At 76.9% G+C, this 15,510-nt stretch carries 20 protein-coding genes and 1 tRNA gene; 13 read left to right on the top strand and 8 right to left on the bottom strand.

Going from position 1 to position 15,510, the window contains the following annotated elements; genetic code table 11:
- Positions 1 to 62 precede the first annotated feature (62 nt).
- Together ACI78U_RS01455 and ACI78U_RS01450 are read left to right on the top strand one after the other, a co-directional pair.
- Positions 63 to 1,016, top strand: a complete 954-nt coding sequence (locus ACI78U_RS01455; protein ID WP_456873502.1) for a DNA polymerase domain-containing protein — start codon at positions 63 to 65, stop codon at positions 1,014 to 1,016.
- A gap of 101 nt (positions 1,017 to 1,117) precedes the next feature.
- Positions 1,118 to 1,603, top strand: a complete 486-nt coding sequence (locus ACI78U_RS01450) for a DUF4262 domain-containing protein (protein WP_456873501.1) — start codon at positions 1,118 to 1,120, stop codon at positions 1,601 to 1,603.
- 38 nt (positions 1,604 to 1,641) lie between these two features.
- On the opposite strand, the gene bcp is transcribed toward ACI78U_RS01450, so the two are convergent.
- Entirely contained in the window at positions 1,642 to 2,130 is a 489-nt protein-coding gene (bcp, locus tag ACI78U_RS01445) for a thioredoxin-dependent thiol peroxidase (protein ID WP_456873500.1), read from the bottom strand.
- Between the two features lie 48 nt (positions 2,131 to 2,178).
- Positions 2,179 to 2,583 (bottom strand): YjbQ family protein, encoded by a 405-nt coding sequence (locus ACI78U_RS01440; RefSeq protein ID WP_456873499.1) that lies wholly within the window; start codon positions 2,581 to 2,583, stop codon positions 2,179 to 2,181.
- Positions 2,584 to 2,753: 170 nt separating this feature from the next.
- On the opposite strand from ACI78U_RS01440, the gene rph reads away from it, so the two are divergent.
- From rph to ACI78U_RS01415, 5 genes are all read left to right on the top strand, one after another.
- Positions 2,754 to 3,476 carry a ribonuclease PH gene (gene rph / locus ACI78U_RS01435; RefSeq protein ID WP_456873498.1) on the top strand — a complete coding sequence of 241 codons (723 nt, stop codon included), beginning with the start codon at positions 2,754 to 2,756 and terminating at the stop codon, positions 3,474 to 3,476.
- Entirely contained in the window at positions 3,473 to 4,084 is a 612-nt protein-coding gene (gene rdgB, locus ACI78U_RS01430) for an RdgB/HAM1 family non-canonical purine NTP pyrophosphatase (RefSeq protein ID WP_456873497.1), read from the top strand. Before rph ends, rdgB begins: the two co-directional genes overlap by 4 nt.
- Positions 4,085 to 4,189: 105 nt before the next feature.
- Positions 4,190 to 5,275, top strand: coding sequence for an HPP family protein (locus ACI78U_RS01425; protein WP_456873496.1), 1,086 nt, complete (start codon positions 4,190 to 4,192; stop codon positions 5,273 to 5,275).
- A gap of 89 nt (positions 5,276 to 5,364) precedes the next feature.
- A complete protein-coding gene (locus ACI78U_RS01420; protein ID WP_456873495.1) occupies positions 5,365 to 6,579 on the top strand; it encodes a glycosyltransferase in 1,215 nt (404 codons plus the stop codon).
- A 44-nt stretch (positions 6,580 to 6,623) separates the two neighbouring features.
- Positions 6,624 to 6,785: a hypothetical protein gene (locus ACI78U_RS01415; RefSeq protein WP_176450154.1), complete on the top strand. Its 162-nt coding sequence runs from the start codon at positions 6,624 to 6,626 to the stop codon at positions 6,783 to 6,785.
- 5 nt (positions 6,786 to 6,790) lie between these two features.
- On the opposite strand, the gene ACI78U_RS01410 is transcribed toward ACI78U_RS01415, so the two are convergent.
- Positions 6,791 to 7,672 carry a hypothetical protein gene (locus tag ACI78U_RS01410; protein WP_456873494.1) on the bottom strand — a complete coding sequence of 294 codons (882 nt, stop codon included), beginning with the start codon at positions 7,670 to 7,672 and terminating at the stop codon, positions 6,791 to 6,793.
- Positions 7,673 to 7,880: 208 nt separating this feature from the next.
- On the opposite strand from ACI78U_RS01410, the gene ACI78U_RS01405 reads away from it, so the two are divergent.
- Complete coding sequence (locus tag ACI78U_RS01405; RefSeq protein WP_456873493.1) at positions 7,881 to 8,801, top strand: DUF6910 family protein; 921 nt, start codon at positions 7,881 to 7,883, stop codon at positions 8,799 to 8,801.
- An 11-nt stretch (positions 8,802 to 8,812) separates the two neighbouring features.
- Here the strand turns inward: ACI78U_RS01405 and ACI78U_RS01400 are convergent, their stop codons facing one another.
- Together ACI78U_RS01400 and ACI78U_RS01395 are read right to left on the bottom strand one after the other, a co-directional pair.
- Entirely contained in the window at positions 8,813 to 9,424 is a 612-nt protein-coding gene (locus ACI78U_RS01400; protein WP_456873492.1) for a class I SAM-dependent methyltransferase, read from the bottom strand.
- Between the two features lie 60 nt (positions 9,425 to 9,484).
- A tRNA-Leu gene (locus tag ACI78U_RS01395) sits at positions 9,485 to 9,565 on the bottom strand.
- Positions 9,566 to 9,656: 91 nt separating this feature from the next.
- Between ACI78U_RS01395 and ACI78U_RS01390 the strand changes: the two genes are divergently transcribed.
- Positions 9,657 to 9,920 (top strand): DUF3618 domain-containing protein, encoded by a 264-nt coding sequence (locus tag ACI78U_RS01390; protein WP_456873491.1) that lies wholly within the window; start codon positions 9,657 to 9,659, stop codon positions 9,918 to 9,920.
- A 1-nt stretch (position 9,921) separates the two neighbouring features.
- Positions 9,922 to 10,419: a DUF427 domain-containing protein gene (locus ACI78U_RS01385; protein ID WP_456873490.1), complete on the top strand. Its 498-nt coding sequence runs from the start codon at positions 9,922 to 9,924 to the stop codon at positions 10,417 to 10,419.
- A gap of 18 nt (positions 10,420 to 10,437) precedes the next feature.
- Here the strand turns inward: ACI78U_RS01385 and ACI78U_RS01380 are convergent, their stop codons facing one another.
- A complete protein-coding gene (locus ACI78U_RS01380) occupies positions 10,438 to 11,073 on the bottom strand; it encodes a TetR/AcrR family transcriptional regulator (RefSeq protein ID WP_456873489.1) in 636 nt (211 codons plus the stop codon).
- Positions 11,074 to 11,193: 120 nt separating this feature from the next.
- Between ACI78U_RS01380 and ACI78U_RS01375 the strand changes: the two genes are divergently transcribed.
- Positions 11,194 to 12,291 carry an EAL domain-containing protein gene (locus ACI78U_RS01375; RefSeq protein ID WP_456873488.1) on the top strand — a complete coding sequence of 366 codons (1,098 nt, stop codon included), beginning with the start codon at positions 11,194 to 11,196 and terminating at the stop codon, positions 12,289 to 12,291.
- Here ACI78U_RS01375 and ACI78U_RS01370 read toward each other — a convergent pair.
- Together ACI78U_RS01370 and ACI78U_RS01365 are read right to left on the bottom strand one after the other, a co-directional pair.
- Entirely contained in the window at positions 12,269 to 12,850 is a 582-nt protein-coding gene (locus ACI78U_RS01370) for a histidine phosphatase family protein (protein WP_456873487.1), read from the bottom strand. The genes ACI78U_RS01375 and ACI78U_RS01370 overlap by 23 nt on opposite strands.
- Positions 12,851 to 12,942: 92 nt before the next feature.
- The gene (locus ACI78U_RS01365; RefSeq protein WP_456873486.1) at positions 12,943 to 13,413 is read right to left on the bottom strand and encodes an STAS domain-containing protein; all 471 of its coding nucleotides are present in this window, start codon (positions 13,411 to 13,413) and stop codon (positions 12,943 to 12,945) included.
- 186 nt (positions 13,414 to 13,599) lie between these two features.
- Here ACI78U_RS01365 and ACI78U_RS01360 point away from each other — a divergent pair, with 186 nt between their 5' ends.
- The gene (locus ACI78U_RS01360; RefSeq protein ID WP_456873485.1) at positions 13,600 to 14,754 is read left to right on the top strand and encodes an acyl-CoA dehydrogenase family protein; all 1,155 of its coding nucleotides are present in this window, start codon (positions 13,600 to 13,602) and stop codon (positions 14,752 to 14,754) included.
- Entirely contained in the window at positions 14,747 to 15,424 is a 678-nt protein-coding gene (locus ACI78U_RS01355) for a PaaI family thioesterase (RefSeq protein ID WP_456873484.1), read from the top strand. Before ACI78U_RS01360 ends, ACI78U_RS01355 begins: the two co-directional genes overlap by 8 nt.
- The last annotated feature ends 86 nt before the right edge of the window (positions 15,425 to 15,510 follow it).

Genomic DNA, 15,510 nt, shown 5'->3' with positions numbered 1-15,510 from the left:
GGGATGCGCACGCTGGCCGGTCCGCGCTTGCCCGGCGCCGCGTCGACCGGCACGGTGGGCCGGTGGTCGACGACGAACGGGACGGCGTCCGGCTGACCAGCCTCGACGCGCCGCTGGGCGACGGGCTCGAGGTCACCAAGGGCGACCTGGTCGAGCACCTCGACGCGTTCGCCGACCGGCTCGTGCCCCAGCTGGCCGGCCGGCCGCTGTCGGTCAAGCGCGTGCGGCCGGGCCAGGAGCCGTTCATGCAGCGCAACGTCGCCAAGGGCGCACCCGAGTGGGTGCGCACCGTCCCGGTCTGGTCGTTCGGCGCCCACCGCGAGGTACACCAGGTGCTCTGCGACGACCGCCGCACGCTGCTGTGGCTGGCCAACCAGCGGGCGGTGGAGTTCCACGTGCCCTTCTTCCGGGCCGGCGCCGAGACCGAGCCGACCGGCATCGTGCTCGACCTCGACCCGCCGGAGGGTGCCGGGTTCGACGTGGTGGTGCGCGCCGCGGACCTGGTGCGGCGGGCGCTGGCCGACGCGGGCCTCGCCGGGGCCGTCAAGACCAGCGGGTCGAAGGGGGTGCACGTCGTCGTCCCGGTGCGCGGCGTGGGACCCGAGGACGCCGCCGCCGCGACCCGCGCGCTGGCCGCCCGCGCGGCCGCGCTCGACCCCGACCTGGCCACCACCGCCTACATCAAGGAGGACCGGCACGGCCGGGTCTTCCTCGACTCCACCCGCTCGGGCTCCTCGACGATCGTGGCCGCCTACAGCCCCCGCCTCCGCCCGGGCCTGCCGGTGTCGGCACCGGTCGCCTGGGAGGAGCTCGCCGCGATCCGGCCGGGCGACGTCACCGTGCGGACGGCGCCGCAGTGGCTGGGCGACGGCGACCCGTGGACGGCGCTGCTGCCCGACCCGCAGGAGCTGCCGTCCGACGTGGTCAGCGAGGGGCACACCATCCCGGTCGCGCGGGTGGCCGCCATGCACGAGGGCAAGCGGCGGGCGCGGGCGAAGCGGGCCGCCGAGGACTGAGGGGCCGACGATCCGGGCGCCGCCGTCCACAGCCGGTCCCGCCGTCCACCGCCGGGGAACCGCCGCGGCGTCCTGTCGGTGCCCGGCCGCAGGCTGCCGGCATGACGCCCGATCCCCAGACCACCGCCTGGCTCGACCAGGAGGACGCCCACCTGGCCGCGGTCATCCGCCGCGCCCGCTACGCCGTGCAGTACGTGGGACCCGGTGACCTGCCCGGCGAGCCACCCTTCGGCTACACCATCGGGCTGTTCGGGCTGGGCCACCCGGAGCTGGTGGTCGTCGGGCTGGGCGCCGCGGCCACCCACGCGCTGCTCGACGCGGTCGCCGGCGGGGTCGTCGGCGGCCGGTCCCTGGTCCCCGGCGAGCTGCTCGAGGGAGCCGGGGACCGCTGGGACCTCGTGGTCGAGGAGTGCCCGAACCCCGGCGAGGTGCTCCTCGGGGCCAACCGGTGGTACCAGCGGCCGGTGGAGTACTCGGTTCCGGCGCTGCAGCTGACGTGGGCCTCACCGCCGGGGTGCTACCCCTGGGACCCGGGCTGGGACGGCGGGCGTCACGGCCAGCCCCGCCCGGGCACGTGGACGGCCTGAGCCGTCCCCGCTGCGCGCGTCCCCGTGCCGGCCGGCGCTCAGGCCAGCCCGAGGTCGCGGCGCAGCTTGGCGACGTGCCCGGTGGCCTTGACGTTGTAGGCGGCACGCTCGACCCGGCCCTCGGCGTCGATCACGAAGGTCGAGCGGATCACGCCCTGCACCTCCTTGCCGTACATCTTCTTGGTGCCGAACGCCCCGTAGGCGGTGAGCACCCGCTTGTCCGGGTCGGACACCAGGGTGATGCCCAGGCCCTCCTCCTCCCGGAAGCGCTGCAGCTTCTCCGGCGGGTCGGGCGAGATGCCGATGATGTCGAGCCCCGCCTCGGCCAGCTCCCCGGCGGCGGCGGTGAAGTCGACCGCCTGGGTGGTGCAGCCCGGCGTCAGCGCCGCGGGGTAGCAGTAGACGATCACCCGGCGGCCGCGGTGGTCGGCGAGGGAGACCGGTCGGCCGTCGGCGTCGGGCAGCGTGAAGTCCGGCGCCGGGTCACCGGGCGCCAGGCGGACGGGTGCGGGCGCGGTCTCGGTCATGCCCGGCATCCTGCCGTGCCCCGGCGGCGGGTCACAGGCGGGGGCGCGTCAGCCGCGGAGGAAGGACAGCCGCACCTGCCGCTGCGGGTTGTCCCGGTTGGGGTCGACCAGGCAGATGCGTTGCCAGGTGCCCAGCTGCAGCCGCCCCCCGAGGACGGGCACCGTCGCGTGCGGGGGCACGAACGCCGGCAGCACGTGGTCGCGGCCGTGCCCGGGACTGCCGTGCCGGTGCCGCCAGCGGCCGTCGCGCGGCAGCAGTTCGTCGAGCTGGGCGAGCAGGTCGTCGTCGCTGCCCGCGCCGGTCTCGATGACCGCCAGCCCCGCCGTGGCGTGCGGGACGAACACGTGCAGCAGGCCGTCGCCCTCGTCCCGGACGAACTCCTCGCACTCGCCGGTCAGGTCGACCACCACCGGCTCCCCGCCGGTCCGCACCGTCCGCAGCTCCGATCGCATGACGACATCGTCGTCCTACCGGACGACACCGCGGCCACGTGCCCTCCCCGGCCGCCGTGGAGCCGGACCGCCGCCTCGTCGCGGGACCCTCCGGGCCCCACTCCTCGACGGCACCGCGCGACCTCGACAGGGGGGAGCGGTCACCGCCGGCGTCGATAGGCTCGGCGTCCGTGACCCGCCCCGACGGCCGCGCGGCCGACCAGCTCCGTCCGGTGACCATCACCCGCAACTGGCTCGACCACGCCGAGGGCTCCGTGCTCGTCGAGTTCGGCCGCACCCGCGTGCTGTGCGCGGCCAGCGTCACCGAGGGCGTCCCGCGCTGGCGCAAGGGGTCGGGGCTGGGCTGGGTGACCGCGGAGTACGCGATGCTGCCGCGCGCCACGCACACCCGCGGCGACCGCGAGTCGGTCAGGGGCCGCATCGGCGGGCGCACCCACGAGATCAGCCGGCTCATCGGCCGCTCGCTGCGCGCCGCGGTCGACCTCGGCGCCCTGGGGGAGAACAGCATCGCCATCGACTGCGACGTCCTGCAGGCCGACGGCGGCACCCGGACGGCGGCGATCACCGGCGCCTACGTCGCCCTCGCCGACGCCGTCTCGTGGCTGGGCGACCGCAGGAAGCTGGCGAAGAAGACCGCGATCGTGCAGTCGGTCGCCGCGGTCAGCGTCGGCGTCGTCGACGGCGAGCCCCGCCTGGACCTGGCCTACGAGGAGGACGTGCGGGCCGGCACCGACATGAACGTGGTGTGCACCGGGGACGGCGGGTTCGTCGAGGTGCAGGGCACCGCCGAGGGCGCGGTGTTCGACCGGGCCACCCTCGACCGGCTGCTCGACCTCGCCGTCGCCGGGTGCGCCGAGCTCACCCGCGTCCAGACCGAGGCCCTCGCGCGATGAGCACCCGCCTGCTGCTCGCCACCCGCAACGCCGGCAAGCTCGCCGAGCTGCAGCGGCTGCTGGCCAGCGCCGTCCCCGGCGTCGAGGTGGTCGGCCTGCGCGACGTCCCCGAGTACCCCGAGGCCCCCGAGACCGGCGCGACGTTCACCGAGAACGCGTTGCTCAAGGCCCGCGAGGCGGTCCGGTACACCGGCCTGCCCGCCGTCGCCGACGACTCGGGCATCACCGTCGACGCCCTCAACGGCATGCCCGGAGTGCTGTCGGCGCGGTGGTCGGGCCGGCACGGCGACGACGCCGCCAACACCGCGCTGCTGCTGGCCCAGATCGCCGACGTCCCCGACGAGCGGCGTGGCGCGGCCTTCGTCTGCGCCGCCGCGCTGGTCACCCCGGGCGGCGCGGAGTCGGTGCTCGAGCGGCAGTGGCGCGGCCGGGTGGTCCGCGAGCCGCGCGGGCGCAACGGCTTCGGCTACGACCCGGTCTTCCTGCCCGACGGCCTCGAGGTCACCTCGGCCGAGCTGGAGCCCGCGGAGAAGGACGCCCGCAGCCACCGCGGGCAGGCCTTCGCCGCGCTGGTCCCCGAGGTCGCCCGGCTGCTCACCCCCGGCTGACCGCCACCGGCCGCACGGCGCTCGGACGCGGCCCGGGAGGTCCCCCCTCGACGTAGGGTGCCGCCCGCGACGGGCAGCGGCGTCCGCGGCAGGAACGGGGGACACGTGGACCGGCGGGTGTGGATCGGGGCGCTGCGTCCGGGGCCGGTCGGCTACCGGCGCACCGAGGTGCTGCGCGGCGGCCTGGGGGCGCTGCTGGGCATCGCGCTGGCCGGGGCGACCGCGCACGCCGTCCCGGGCGGTCCCGCGGGCCTGCCGTGGATCGTCGCGCCGATGGGCGCCACCGCCGTCCTGCTGTTCGCCGCGCCCGCCAGCCCGCTGGCCCAGCCGTGGCCGGTGCTCGCGGGCAACACGGTGTCCACGCTCGTCGGCGTCGGCGCCGGGAAGCTGGTCGACGACGTCACGCTGGCCGCCGCCGTCGCCGTCGGGGTGGCGATCCCGGTGATGATGCTGCTGCGCTGCGTGCACCCGCCGGGCGGGGCGTGCGCGCTGTTCGCCGCCGTCGGCACGGCCGCGGTCGCCGACCACGGCTGGGCGTTCGCGCTGTGGCCGGTCGGCGTCGACACCGTCGTGCTGCTCGCGGTCGCGACGCTGGTCAACAACCTCACCGGCCGGCCCTACCCGCACGTGCCCGAGCCCCCGCCCCCGCCGCCGGGCACCGACGCCCCGCCGACCAGCCGGGTCGGGCTGCAGACCGAGGACGTCCGCGCCGCGATGGACCGCCTCGACCGCGGCCTCGACGTCATGCCCGGCGACGTCCTCGCGCTGGTCCGCGACGCCGAGGCGCACGCGCTCGACCGCCGGCTCGGGCAGCTGCGGGTCGGCGCGCTCATGGCCCGCGACGTGCGCACCGTGCAGCCGCAGGAGACCCTCTACCGGGCGCGGATGCTGATGAACCAGCACGCGGTCAAGGCGCTGCCGGTGGTCACCGACGACGCCCGCGTGGTCGGGATCGTCACCGTGCACGACCTGTTCAACACCGACATCGTGGCCTTCACCCCGGTGGCGGAGGTGATGACCAGCCCGGTGGCCACCGTCGGCGTCGACACGCCCGTCTCCGAGCTGGTCGGCCTCATGGCCGACCGCGGACTGCGCCACCTGCCGGTGGTCGACGAGGACGGCCGGCTGGCCGGGATCGTCACGCGCGCCGAACTGGTCGCCGTCCTGCACCGGGCGCTGGTCGGCTCCTGACCCGATCGGGTGGTCCCGCCCGGCCGGGCTCCACCGCGGCCGGGCGGCTGCCGAAGCCATCCCGACGACCGACGTCGGAGGGACCGGGCATGGCGGAGGACAGCGGGACGGCGAGCACCCGCCTGGTGGTGCTGATCCCGGCGCACGACGAGGCCGCGAACATCGGCGTCACCCTGACCGCGCTGCGGCAGCAGACCCGGCGTCCCGACCGGGTGGTGGTCATCGCCGACAACTGCACCGACGACACCGCCGCGATCGCGCGGGCACACGGCGCCGAGGTCTACGAGACGGTCGGCAACACCGACAAGAAGGCCGGCGCGCTCAACCAGGCGATCGTGCAGCGCTTCCGCCGCACCGCCGGCACCGACCGCCGCGGGACCTCCGAGGACCCCCGGCGCGGACCCGACCGCCGCAGCCGGCCGACCTGGACGGCGGCGGACGACGACGTCCCGGCCGGCCCCTCACCCGACCTGCGCGACGACGACTTCGTGCTGGTCATGGACGCCGACACCAGGCTGGCCCCGCGCTTCATCGAGGCGGCCGCGGCCAGCCTGGAGAGCTCCCCGCGGATCGGCGCGGCCGGCGGGCTGTTCTACGGCCACCCCGGCAGCCGGGTGCTGGGCCAGCTGCAGCGCAACGAGTACCTCCGCTACAGCCGCGACGTCTCCCGCACCGGCCGCGTCATGGTGCTCACCGGGACCGGGACGCTGTTCCGGGTCCGGGCGCTGCGGGAGGTCGCCGCCGCCCGCGGCAGCACGCTGCCGGGCGCCCGCGGCCAGGTGTACGACACGCTCGCCCTCACCGAGGACAACGAGCTCACCCTCGCGCTGAAGACCCTCGGCTGGCGGCTGACCAGCCCGTCGGCGTGCGCGGTGGTCACCGAGATCATGCCGACCTGGGGCGACCTGTGGCGGCAGCGGATGCGGTGGCAGCGCGGTGCGCTGGAGAACCTGCGGCACTACGGCCTGACCCGGGTCACGCTGCGCTACTGGGGGCAGCAGGTCGGCATCGGTCTCGGTGTGCTCGCCTTCCAGGCCTACCTGCTGCTCACCGTGCTGGTCCTGGCCCGCGACGGCGGCCTGACCCTCGACCCGTTCTGGGGCGCGGTGGGCCTGGTCTTCCTCGCCGAGCGCCTGGTGACCGTCCGCCGCGGCGGCCCGCGCGCGGTGCTGCTGGCCCTGCCGCTGGTGGTGGAGCTGGTCTACGACCTGTTCATCCAGGCGGTCTTCGTCCGCTCGCTGGTCGACGTCGTCCGCCGCCGCGAGGCGACCTGGCACCACGTCGCCGCACCGGCGGCGGCCTGACCCCCGCCGCCGGTGGCGGCCCGACCCCCCGGAGGGAGGTGCGCGTGTACAGCAAGGCGGGTTACGTGACCGCCAGCGGCGTGGGCGGCTCGACCGCCCTGGCCTACACCGGCTTCAACGCCCTGGCGTGGGTGGTCGCCGGCGTGACGCTGGTCTTCGCGGGGATGGCGCTGCTCAAGCTCGTCCCGCGGCGGTCGAGGGGCTGACCGGGTCAGCCGCCGGAGGCTGCCCCGGCGGCCGACCCGGTGTCCGCGCCGGCCTGCGGCTCGGCGTCCGAGCCGGTCTGCGGCTCCTCCGCCGAGGGCTCCGCGGGGGCGGTCGGCTCGGTCTCCCCGGTCCCGTCCTCACCGGAGCCGTCCTCCCCGGAGTCGCTCTCGGTGGCCGGCGCCGACTCCTCGGGCGCGTCGCTCGGCGTCGCGGACCCGTCGGCGTCGTCCCCGGGCTGCGGCGTCTCCGACGCCGGGGCCTCGGTGGGCGTGCCGTCGGCCGGGTCGGTCTCCGCCGGGGTGGACGGCGTGGTGTCCCGCGACGAGGACGCCGGCGACATCTCACCGATCGTGGTGGACGACGACGAGCTGTCGTCGCCGCCGACGAGCGCAGAGACCGGCTGCTTGCCGACCAGCTCGATGCCGGTGACGACGGCCATGGCCACGGCGAAGACCGCGACGGCGTACACGGCGACCCGGGACCAGCGCGGGCGCCGGCGCCGGGCCGGCGCGCGGCGCGGGTCGAGAGCGGGGGGCAGCTCGCGGGTGGCGGTGTCGCCGGCGGCGGGCGCGGGGTCCTGCGTGCCGCGGGTCCGCCGCAGCCGCGCGCTGGTGCGGTCGAGGGAGGCGCTGTAGAGGGCCGACCCGACGGTGCTCACCACGCTGACGAGCGCGGCACCGATGACGGTCCCGGCGACGCCGAAGAAGGAGGCGAGCACCGCGGCGGACACCGCCGCCAGGGCGCCGGCCACCACCTGCTTGACGGAGAGGGTCGTCCGCGGCGTCTCGGCGGCCTTGTCGGTGGCCTTGTCGGTGGTCTTGTCGGCGGCCTCGTCGGCGGGCTCGTGGCCGGGACGCGGGAGGACTCGGGTGCGTGGGGAGGTCATGGGCTCCGACGGGGTCGTGGCGTGCGCGGGAAGAGGGCTCCCGGCGACCTCGTCGTAGCACCGGGCAACCGGGCCGACCCTACGTGTCCCGCCGGCTCCCCGCAGGTGCCTTCTCGGGAGTCCGGCGTGCCGACCTGCGGGAACGCGATCGTGTGATCTGTGCCTCCCCGCCGGCGTGGGCCGGTGCGGCGCTGGGCACCGGTGCGGCATGCGGGTGGAGACCACCGGGGTGCGCGGGCTCCGGTTCGACGACGGGACGCCGGTGACCGCGGCGTCGGGCATCGCACCGCTGGGCGACGGCCTGCTCGTGGTGCAGGACGACGCCACGCACGCGGCCTGGCAGCGCCCTGGCGGTACCAGGCCGGTGCGGCTGCTGCCGCCGGTCGAGGGGCACGACCGCTTCTCCGAGGCGGCGGGGACGAAGTCGCTCAAGCCCGACCTGGAGGTGGCCTGCCCGGTGGAGGCCGACGGGCGCCCGGCGGTGCTGGTGCTCGGCTCGGGGTCGGGGCCGCGGCGGATGCGCGGTGTGCTGGTCACCGCCGACGGCGACCGGCTCGACGTGCGGGCCGCGGACCTCGCGCCGCTGTACGCCGAGGTCGGCCGGCGGCTCGCCGTGCCGGCCGGGCAGCTCAACCTCGAGGGTGCGAGCCGCTCCGGCGACGTGCTGCGCTGGTACCAGCGCGGCAACAGGGTGGCGGGCGTGGCCAACGCCGCCGTCGAGGTCCCCCTCGAGGCGCTCGTGGCGGTCCTGCTCGGCCGGGCCGACCCCGCCTCGGTGCCGCTGGGCGCGACGCACGTCCTGGAGCTCGGGGAGGTGGCCGGCGTCGGGCTGGCGGTCACCGACGCCGTCGCGCTGCCCGACGGCCGCGAGCTGCTCTCGGCCGCCGCGGAGGACACCCCCAACGCCGTCGACGACGGCCCGGTGGTGGCCACCGCCCTCGTGCACGCCGAGGGCGGCCGGGTGCTCGACGTGGCACCCGTGCCGGAGGTGGCGGGCCGGGTCGCGAAGGTCGAGGGGCTGGCGCTGACCGGCGTCGAGGGCCCGACGGTGCGGCTGGTGGCGGTGGTCGACGCCGACGACCCGGAGCTGCCCTCGCCGCAGGTGGACCTCACCGTCACGGTGGGCTGACGCGCGACCGGTCAGGCGGCGGCCCGGCCGCCGTACATGGAGCCCGCGACCCGCGGGACGCCGTCCTCGTACCAGGTCCGCAGCTCGGTGACCGTCAGCGGCGAGGCGGCCAGCAGCCCCGCCACGTCGGTGTCGAGCGAGCAGCCGGCCAGGACCCGGTTGACCGGGTTGCCGCGCCGCTGCCAGCGCAGGACGCCGGGGTCGGGGGCCGCCCCGTGTTCGACGAGGTGCAGGGTGCCGCCGGGCTTGAGCACCCGGGCCACCTCCGCCAGCACCCGGCCGGCGTCGGGGATGCCGCAGAGGACCCAGGTGCACAGCGCCGAGTCGAAGCGGTCGTCGGGGAGCGGCAGGGACCGGGCGTCGTCGCCGGCGACCACGACCGGCACCGGGGACGCCGCGCGTCGTTCCTCGGACATCCGCAGCGCCGTGGCCGACGGCTCGACCGCCCACACGCCGGTGACCGCGGGCGGCAGGTGGGGCTGGTTGAGCCCCGAGCCGTACCCGATCTCGAGCACGTCGCCGGTCAGCCCGGCGCAGGTCCGCTCCCGGATCGGCCCGGTCAGCCGCGGCCCCAGGGACCGGTCGAGGAGCCGGGGACGGATGCACCGGCCGTAGACGCCCACGGGGTCGCAGGCTCCTCCCGGCGACCGCCCGGGGCAAGGGGCCCCGGGGAGGTCGTCGAGTGCGGGAGGCGGGAGTCGAACCCGCACGCCCGGAGGCACCAGATCCTAAGTCTGGCGTGGCTGCCGTTACACCACTCCCGCGTGGCCGCAGAGTCTAGGTCGCATCGCCCGGCCGGGTGCCCCGGTTTCCCGGAACGGGCCGGTCGGGGCCGCGTCTGGCAGGCTGTCGCCCGTGCCTCCTCGCGACCCCCGAGAGATCCAGCTGGAGATCGACGCCGCCCGCGAGTCGCTGGCGGCCACCCTGGACACGCTGGCCTACCGGGGGTCGCCCACCCGGCTGCGGGCCGACGGCCAGGCCGCCGTCGTGCGGTTCCTGCAGTCGCCGGCCGGCCGGGCCACCGTGGGCGGCCTCGGCCTGCTGGTGTCGCTGGTCCTCGTCCAGAAGGTCCGGCACCGCAGGGCCGCGAAGCGGCCGGTCCAGCGCCGCACGCGCTGACGTGCGCCCGCCGCGGCGCGACCCGGTCGGCCCCGGCCAGGAGTCGGTGTGGGACTACCCGCGACCGCCCTCGGCCGAGGTGACCCCGCGCCGCGTCGTCGTGGAGATCGGCGGGCGGGCCGTCGCCGACACCACCCGCGCGGTCCGGGTCTGCGAGACCAGCCACCCGCCGGTCTACTACGTGCCCCGTGAGGACGTCGCCGCCGGGGTGCTCGAGCGGGCGGCCGGGTCGTCGTGGTGCGAGTGGAAGGGCGCGGCCACCTACTGGGACGCCGTCGTCGACGGGACCCGCCGGCCGGCGGTCGCCTGGTCCTACGAGCAGCCCACCGCCGGGTACGAGCACCTGCGCGGCGCGGTGGCGTTCTACCCGAGCCGGGTCGACCGAGCCACCGTCGACGGGGAGCAGGTGCGCGCCCAGGCCGGCGACTTCTACGGCGGCTGGATCACCGACGACGTCGTCGGGCCGTTCAAGGGTGAGCCGGGCACGCTGGGCTGGTGACCCGGGCGCCCCGCGGGCTCAGTTCTCCCGGCTGGCCGCGCCCTCCCGGCGGACCAGCGGGAGGACGACCCGCTCGAGCACGGCGTCGGCGTAGGCGGTGTCCACCGGCTCCCGGGTGACCAGCCAGCGCTGCACCAGCAGCGCGGTGGAGGCCTCGGCCGGGATCGACTGCGGCATGCCCGGACCCACCTCGCCGCGCACCTGCGCCCGCGACCACATGTCGGCGAACGCCCGCCGCCAGACCGCCATCGGGCCCTCGCGGAAGGCCTCGATCAGTGCCGGCTCGTGCTGCATCGCCGCCAGCAGCGAGCGGGTGGCGGCACCGACCGGGCTGGCCATCATCTCGACCATCCGGTGCACCAGCTGGCGCAGGTCGCCCTCCAGCGACCCGGTGTCGGCGTCGACGGTCCAGGACCGGTTGAGCTCGGAGACGGTGTCGATGACGAGGTCCTGTTTGGTGCGCCACCGGCGGTAGATGGTGGCCTTGCCGACGCCGGCCTCGGCCGCGACCGCGTCCATGGTGAGGGCGCCGTAGCCGACGTCGCCGAGCAGGCGCAGGATCGCGGCCCGGATGACGTCGTCGCGGCTGGGGTCGCGCGGTCGGCCCCCGCGGCCCGTGCGTGCCGGTTGCTCGGTGACGAGGGCAGCTGCCATGGAGGGACCCTAGAACCTCCGGGGCCCCTCGACGGCGCTCCGCTGCGCGGTGCGGCCACCTCTTCGCGCCGCCCGCGCGCCTGCCCGTGCCGTCCGGCCGGGTCGGTCATCCTGCTGCGCGTGGTGAGCACGACCGGCGCGGCCCGCCGGCGCGAGGAGTGGGACCTGCCCGAGGCCGCGACCCGGGTCCTCCTGGCCAGCGCGGCCGAGCACGTGCTGCCGGCGGTGGCGACGGTCGCCAGGGCGGTGGGCCTGTCGGTCTTCGCCGCGCCCGGCCTGCTCGACCTGGCCGACGAGCACGACGGCCTGCGGGTGGAGCTGTTCTTCGACCGCATCTCCCGGGCGCTGACCGGCGCGGAGGCCGAGGCGGTGCGGGTGGCCACCGACCCGGCCAACGAGTACACGGCGCTGGTGCGGGCGCTGCTGACCGCGCCGACCCTCGCCCAGGAGCTGGCCCGGCGGGGCGTCACCGCGGAGGTCGGCGTGCTGGCCGAGGCCGAGCTGTGGTCCGCCTACCAGCCGATCGTCGACCTCGCCGACCGCTCGGTGGTGGCCTACGAGGCGCTGCTGCGCGGCGACTCCGACGGGCGCGCCGTCGACGGCGGCGACCTGTTCTTCGTGGCCGACTCCGCCGGGTGGCTGCCGCGGCTGGACCGGGTCGGTCGCGAGTGCGCGATCGCCGGAACGGCCGGCTGGCTGGGCGACGCCGACCTGTTCGTCAACACCCACCCGACGTCGGTGCTGCGGCCCGACGACGACCTCGCCGGCACGGCCGAGGCGCTGGAGCTGGCCGGACTGCGGCCGCGGCAGCTGGTGCTCGAGGTGGGGGAGCGGGCCGCCGTCGCCGACCGCGGGCACCTGCTCACCGTCCTGGAGGCCTACCGCGCGCGGGGCTGGCGGGTGGCGCTGGACGAGGTGGCCGCCGGGTGGTCGAGCGCCTCGCTGCTCGACGTCGTCCGGCCCGACGTGGTCAAGCTCGGCCGGGCACTGGTCTCCGCGCTGCCCGACGACGGCGCCCGCGCGGTCGTGCGCACCGTCGCGGGGCACGCCCACCGGCTCGGCGCGGTCGTGGTGGCCGAGGGGGTGGAGACCGAGCAGGCCGCCGAGGAGGTCACCGCCCTGGGCGCCGACCTCGGCCAGGGCTGGCTGTTCGGCCGCCCCGAGGCGCCCGCCGGCGCGTCCGAGCCGGCGGAGGTCAGTCCAGGCCCCACCGCGTGAGCACCGGGCGGGCGTGCTCGTGGCCGAGGACGCCGTAGGCCCCGGCGGGCAGGGCGAAGAGCGCGCCCGCGGCCGGCTCCAGGCCGAGCCAGCGCGCGGTCAGGACGCGCAGCACGTGACCGTGGGCGACCAGCGCGACGTCGCCGTCGGCCAGCCGCGGCCGGGCCCGCTCCAGGACGCGGTCGACCCGCCGTCCGACGTCCTCCAGGGTCTCGCCGGGGGTCTCCCCGGGCACGACCGGGTCCCGCCAGACCGACCACTGCCGGCCCAGCTCCTCGCTGATCTCCGCGGTGGTCCGGCCCTCGTAGCCGCCGTAGTCGAGCTCGACGAGGTCCTCGTCGACGGCGGTGGGCGTGAGGCCGGCCAGCTCGGCGGTGCGCCGGGCACGCTGCCGCGGGCTGACCCACACCTCGACCAGGTCCCGCCGGGCGAGCGCCGGCGCGATGTCGCGGGCCCGCTGCTCGCCCTCGGGCAGCAGCGGCAGGTCGGTGACACCGGTGTGCTGGCCGCTGCGGCTCCACTCGGTCGCGCCGTGCCGCAGCACCACGATCTCGCCCATGCCGTCTCCTCCTGACGGGGTGGCCGGTCCCACCGCCAGGAGCATCGTCGGGGACGGCGGCCGCTGCCGCCGACCCTCCGGTACCGGAGGCCTCAGCGCCAGCGGTCGAGGGCGACCGGGGTGACGGGGCGCCCGGCGCCGTCGGGGCCGTGCACCGACGGCGGTTCCGCCCGGGGACGGCGCCGCTCCTCGCGCGCCGGCGGCACCCAGGCCACCGGCGGGGGCTCGCGGTCCGGTCGCGGACGCGGCCGCACGGGGTCCTGCCCGGTGAGCGGGCCGTCGAGCTCGAGCCGGCCGGCGAGGCCCGCCTCGGTGACCTGCCGGCGCACCGCGGCGGGCGCGCCGACCAGCCGGCAGCGGCGGCCGGCCGCGGCGAGGGTGTCGCTGAAACCGGCGAGGGCCTGCAGGGCGGTGCCGTCGGCGAAGCGGGCCCCGGCCACGTCGACGACGACGCTGCCGGTGCCGTGCCCGGCGGCACGGGTCAGCGCCGAGGCCAGGCGGTCGAGGGTCGCGCGCCCGGCGTCGCCGGTGAGACGGACGACGACCTGCGCAGGGGCTGGCACGACGGCGACGGAGAGGTGCACGGCGACTCCGGGGGACAGCGGCGCCGCTGGTTCGGGCGCCGCCCCCGACCGTAGTGCTGCCGACCCCGCCCCACAACGGGGCGTGCTCGTACGGTCGCTCATCGCACCTGCCGGGGAGGCCGGTCCCGGTCGCCGCGCTCTCGTCGCGGACGGCACGATGAGGGTGTGGACGCCGAGGACTTCACCTACGTCAGGGACGCGGTGCGCCGGCTCGTGCGGGAGGTGGTGGTGCCGCGCGAGGAGGAGATCGACCTCGACGACCGCATCCCCGAGGAGCTGCGCGGGGCGGCGGCCGACATGGGGTTGTTCGGCTACGCACTGCCCGAGGAGTACGGCGGGCTGGGCGTGGACATGCGGGAGGACGTCGAGCTGGCCTTCGAGTTCGGCTACACGACGCCGGCCTTCCGCTCGCTGTTCGGCACCAACAACGGCATCGCCGGGCAGGTGATCGCGCGGTTCGGCAGCGAGGAGCAGAAGAAGACCTACCTCCCGCGGCTGGCCTCCGGTGAGCTCATCGGCTCGTTCGCGCTGACCGAGGCCGAGGCGGGCTCGGACCCCGCGGGCCTGCGCACCAGCGCCCGCCGCGACGGCGACGGGTGGGTGCTCGACGGCGCCAAGCGCTACATCACCAACGCGCCGCTGGCCGACCTGTTCGTCGTCTTCGCCCGGACGGACCCGCAGGAGGAGGGCGGCCGGGGCATCTCCAGCTTCGTCGTCGACGCGCGGACGCCGGGGGTCACGCTCGGCCCGCGCGACAAGAAGATGGGGCAGTCCGGCGCCTGGACCTCGGAGGTCTTCCTCGACGGCGTCCGCGTGCCCGCCGACGCGCTGGTCGGCGAGGAGGGGCGCGGGTACTCCAAGGCGCTCACCGTGCTCTCCCGCGGCCGGCTGCACATCGCGGCGCTGTGCGTGGGGATGGCGCAGCGGGTGCTCGACGAGTCGGTGGCCTACGCGGCGACGGCGAAGCAGGGCGGTGCCCCGATCGGGCGGTTCCAGCTGGTGCAGGCGCTGATCGCCGACATGTACGCCGAGCTGCTGGCCGGGCGGGCGATGGTGCGCGAGGTCGCCGCCCGGTACGACTCCGGTGAGGACACCTCGATCGGCCCGTCGGCGGCGAAGCTGTGGTGCAGCGAGATGGTGGGGCGGGCCACCGACCGCGCCGTCCAGGTGCACGGCGGGCTGGGGTACCTGCGGACCACGCCCGTCGAGCGCTTCTACCGCGACGCGCGGCTGTACCGGTTGTACGAGGGCACCAGTGAGGTGCAGCGGGTCATCGTCGGTGGAGGGCTGCTGCGCGCGGCCGGCATGCCGCGTGGCTGAGCCGCTGTCCCCGGAGGCGCGGGCCGCGCGGCGGGTGGCGGTCGGGGAGCTGGGCGAGGCGCTGCGCGAGCTGGTCGACGCCGCCCTGCGCACCGAGGTGGGGGAGGAGGAGCTCGCGGCGGCCGTGGTCGCCGCGCGGGAGCTGGCCGCCCGGCTGCGGGCCACCGGCCGGGAGCTGCACGAGATCGCCCGCGTCGACGACCCCGAGACCGGGGAGCGCTGGTACAGCCCGGTGTACGGGCCGGGCAGCCCGGTGGCGCCGCCGCTGGTGGCATCGGACAGCCCCGACGGGCGGGCCACCGGCCGGGTCACCGTGGGCAAGGCGCACGAGGGGCCGCCCGGGCTGGTGCACGGCGGGGTGGTGGCCACCCTGCTCGACCACGTGCTGGCCCGCGCGCTCCGCGCGGCCGGCCGCGGCGGGCTGACCGCCACGCTGACCGTCCGCTACCGCCGGCCGGTGCACCTCGGCGTGCCGCTGCTGCTCACCGCCGAGATGGGTGAGAGCGACGGCCGGCGAACCACCGCACACGCCCGGCTGGTCGCCGAGGACAGCCCCGAGGTGGTGCTGGCCGAGGCGGAGGGCCTGTTCGTCGCGCTGCGCAGCGAGCAGGCCGCCGACGTCTTCGCCGCCACCGGCCGGACCGTCGGCGCCTGGACACGCCGGGGCTGAGGGTCCCGCGGGCGCCGGGCCGGCCGGCGGACGGGTTCCTCCTGCAGATCCTCCGCGTCGCGACTGCCCATGGCGTTCGTCAGCCG

Source organism: Geodermatophilus sp. SYSU D00710 (genome assembly GCF_054050195.1).
The sequence above is the reverse complement of the archived record's forward strand: the minus strand, read 5'-3'. Positions and strand labels throughout refer to the sequence as shown.

Coding starts and splice junctions, on each gene's coding strand:
- ACI78U_RS01450 (WP_456873501.1), top strand. CDS start 1,118: ATGACGCCCGATCCCCAGACCACCGCCTGGCTCGACCAGGAGGACGCC.
- bcp (WP_456873500.1), bottom strand. CDS start 2,130: ATGACCGAGACCGCGCCCGCACCCGTCCGCCTGGCGCCCGGTGACCCG.
- ACI78U_RS01440 (WP_456873499.1), bottom strand. CDS start 2,583: ATGCGATCGGAGCTGCGGACGGTGCGGACCGGCGGGGAGCCGGTGGTG.
- rdgB (WP_456873497.1), top strand. CDS start 3,473: ATGAGCACCCGCCTGCTGCTCGCCACCCGCAACGCCGGCAAGCTCGCC.
- ACI78U_RS01420 (WP_456873495.1), top strand. CDS start 5,365: ATGGCGGAGGACAGCGGGACGGCGAGCACCCGCCTGGTGGTGCTGATC.
- ACI78U_RS01410 (WP_456873494.1), bottom strand. CDS start 7,672: ATGACCTCCCCACGCACCCGAGTCCTCCCGCGTCCCGGCCACGAGCCC.
- ACI78U_RS01405 (WP_456873493.1), top strand. CDS start 7,881: ATGCGGGTGGAGACCACCGGGGTGCGCGGGCTCCGGTTCGACGACGGG.
- ACI78U_RS01380 (WP_456873489.1), bottom strand. CDS start 11,073: ATGGCAGCTGCCCTCGTCACCGAGCAACCGGCACGCACGGGCCGCGGG.
- ACI78U_RS01370 (WP_456873487.1), bottom strand. CDS start 12,850: ATGGGCGAGATCGTGGTGCTGCGGCACGGCGCGACCGAGTGGAGCCGC.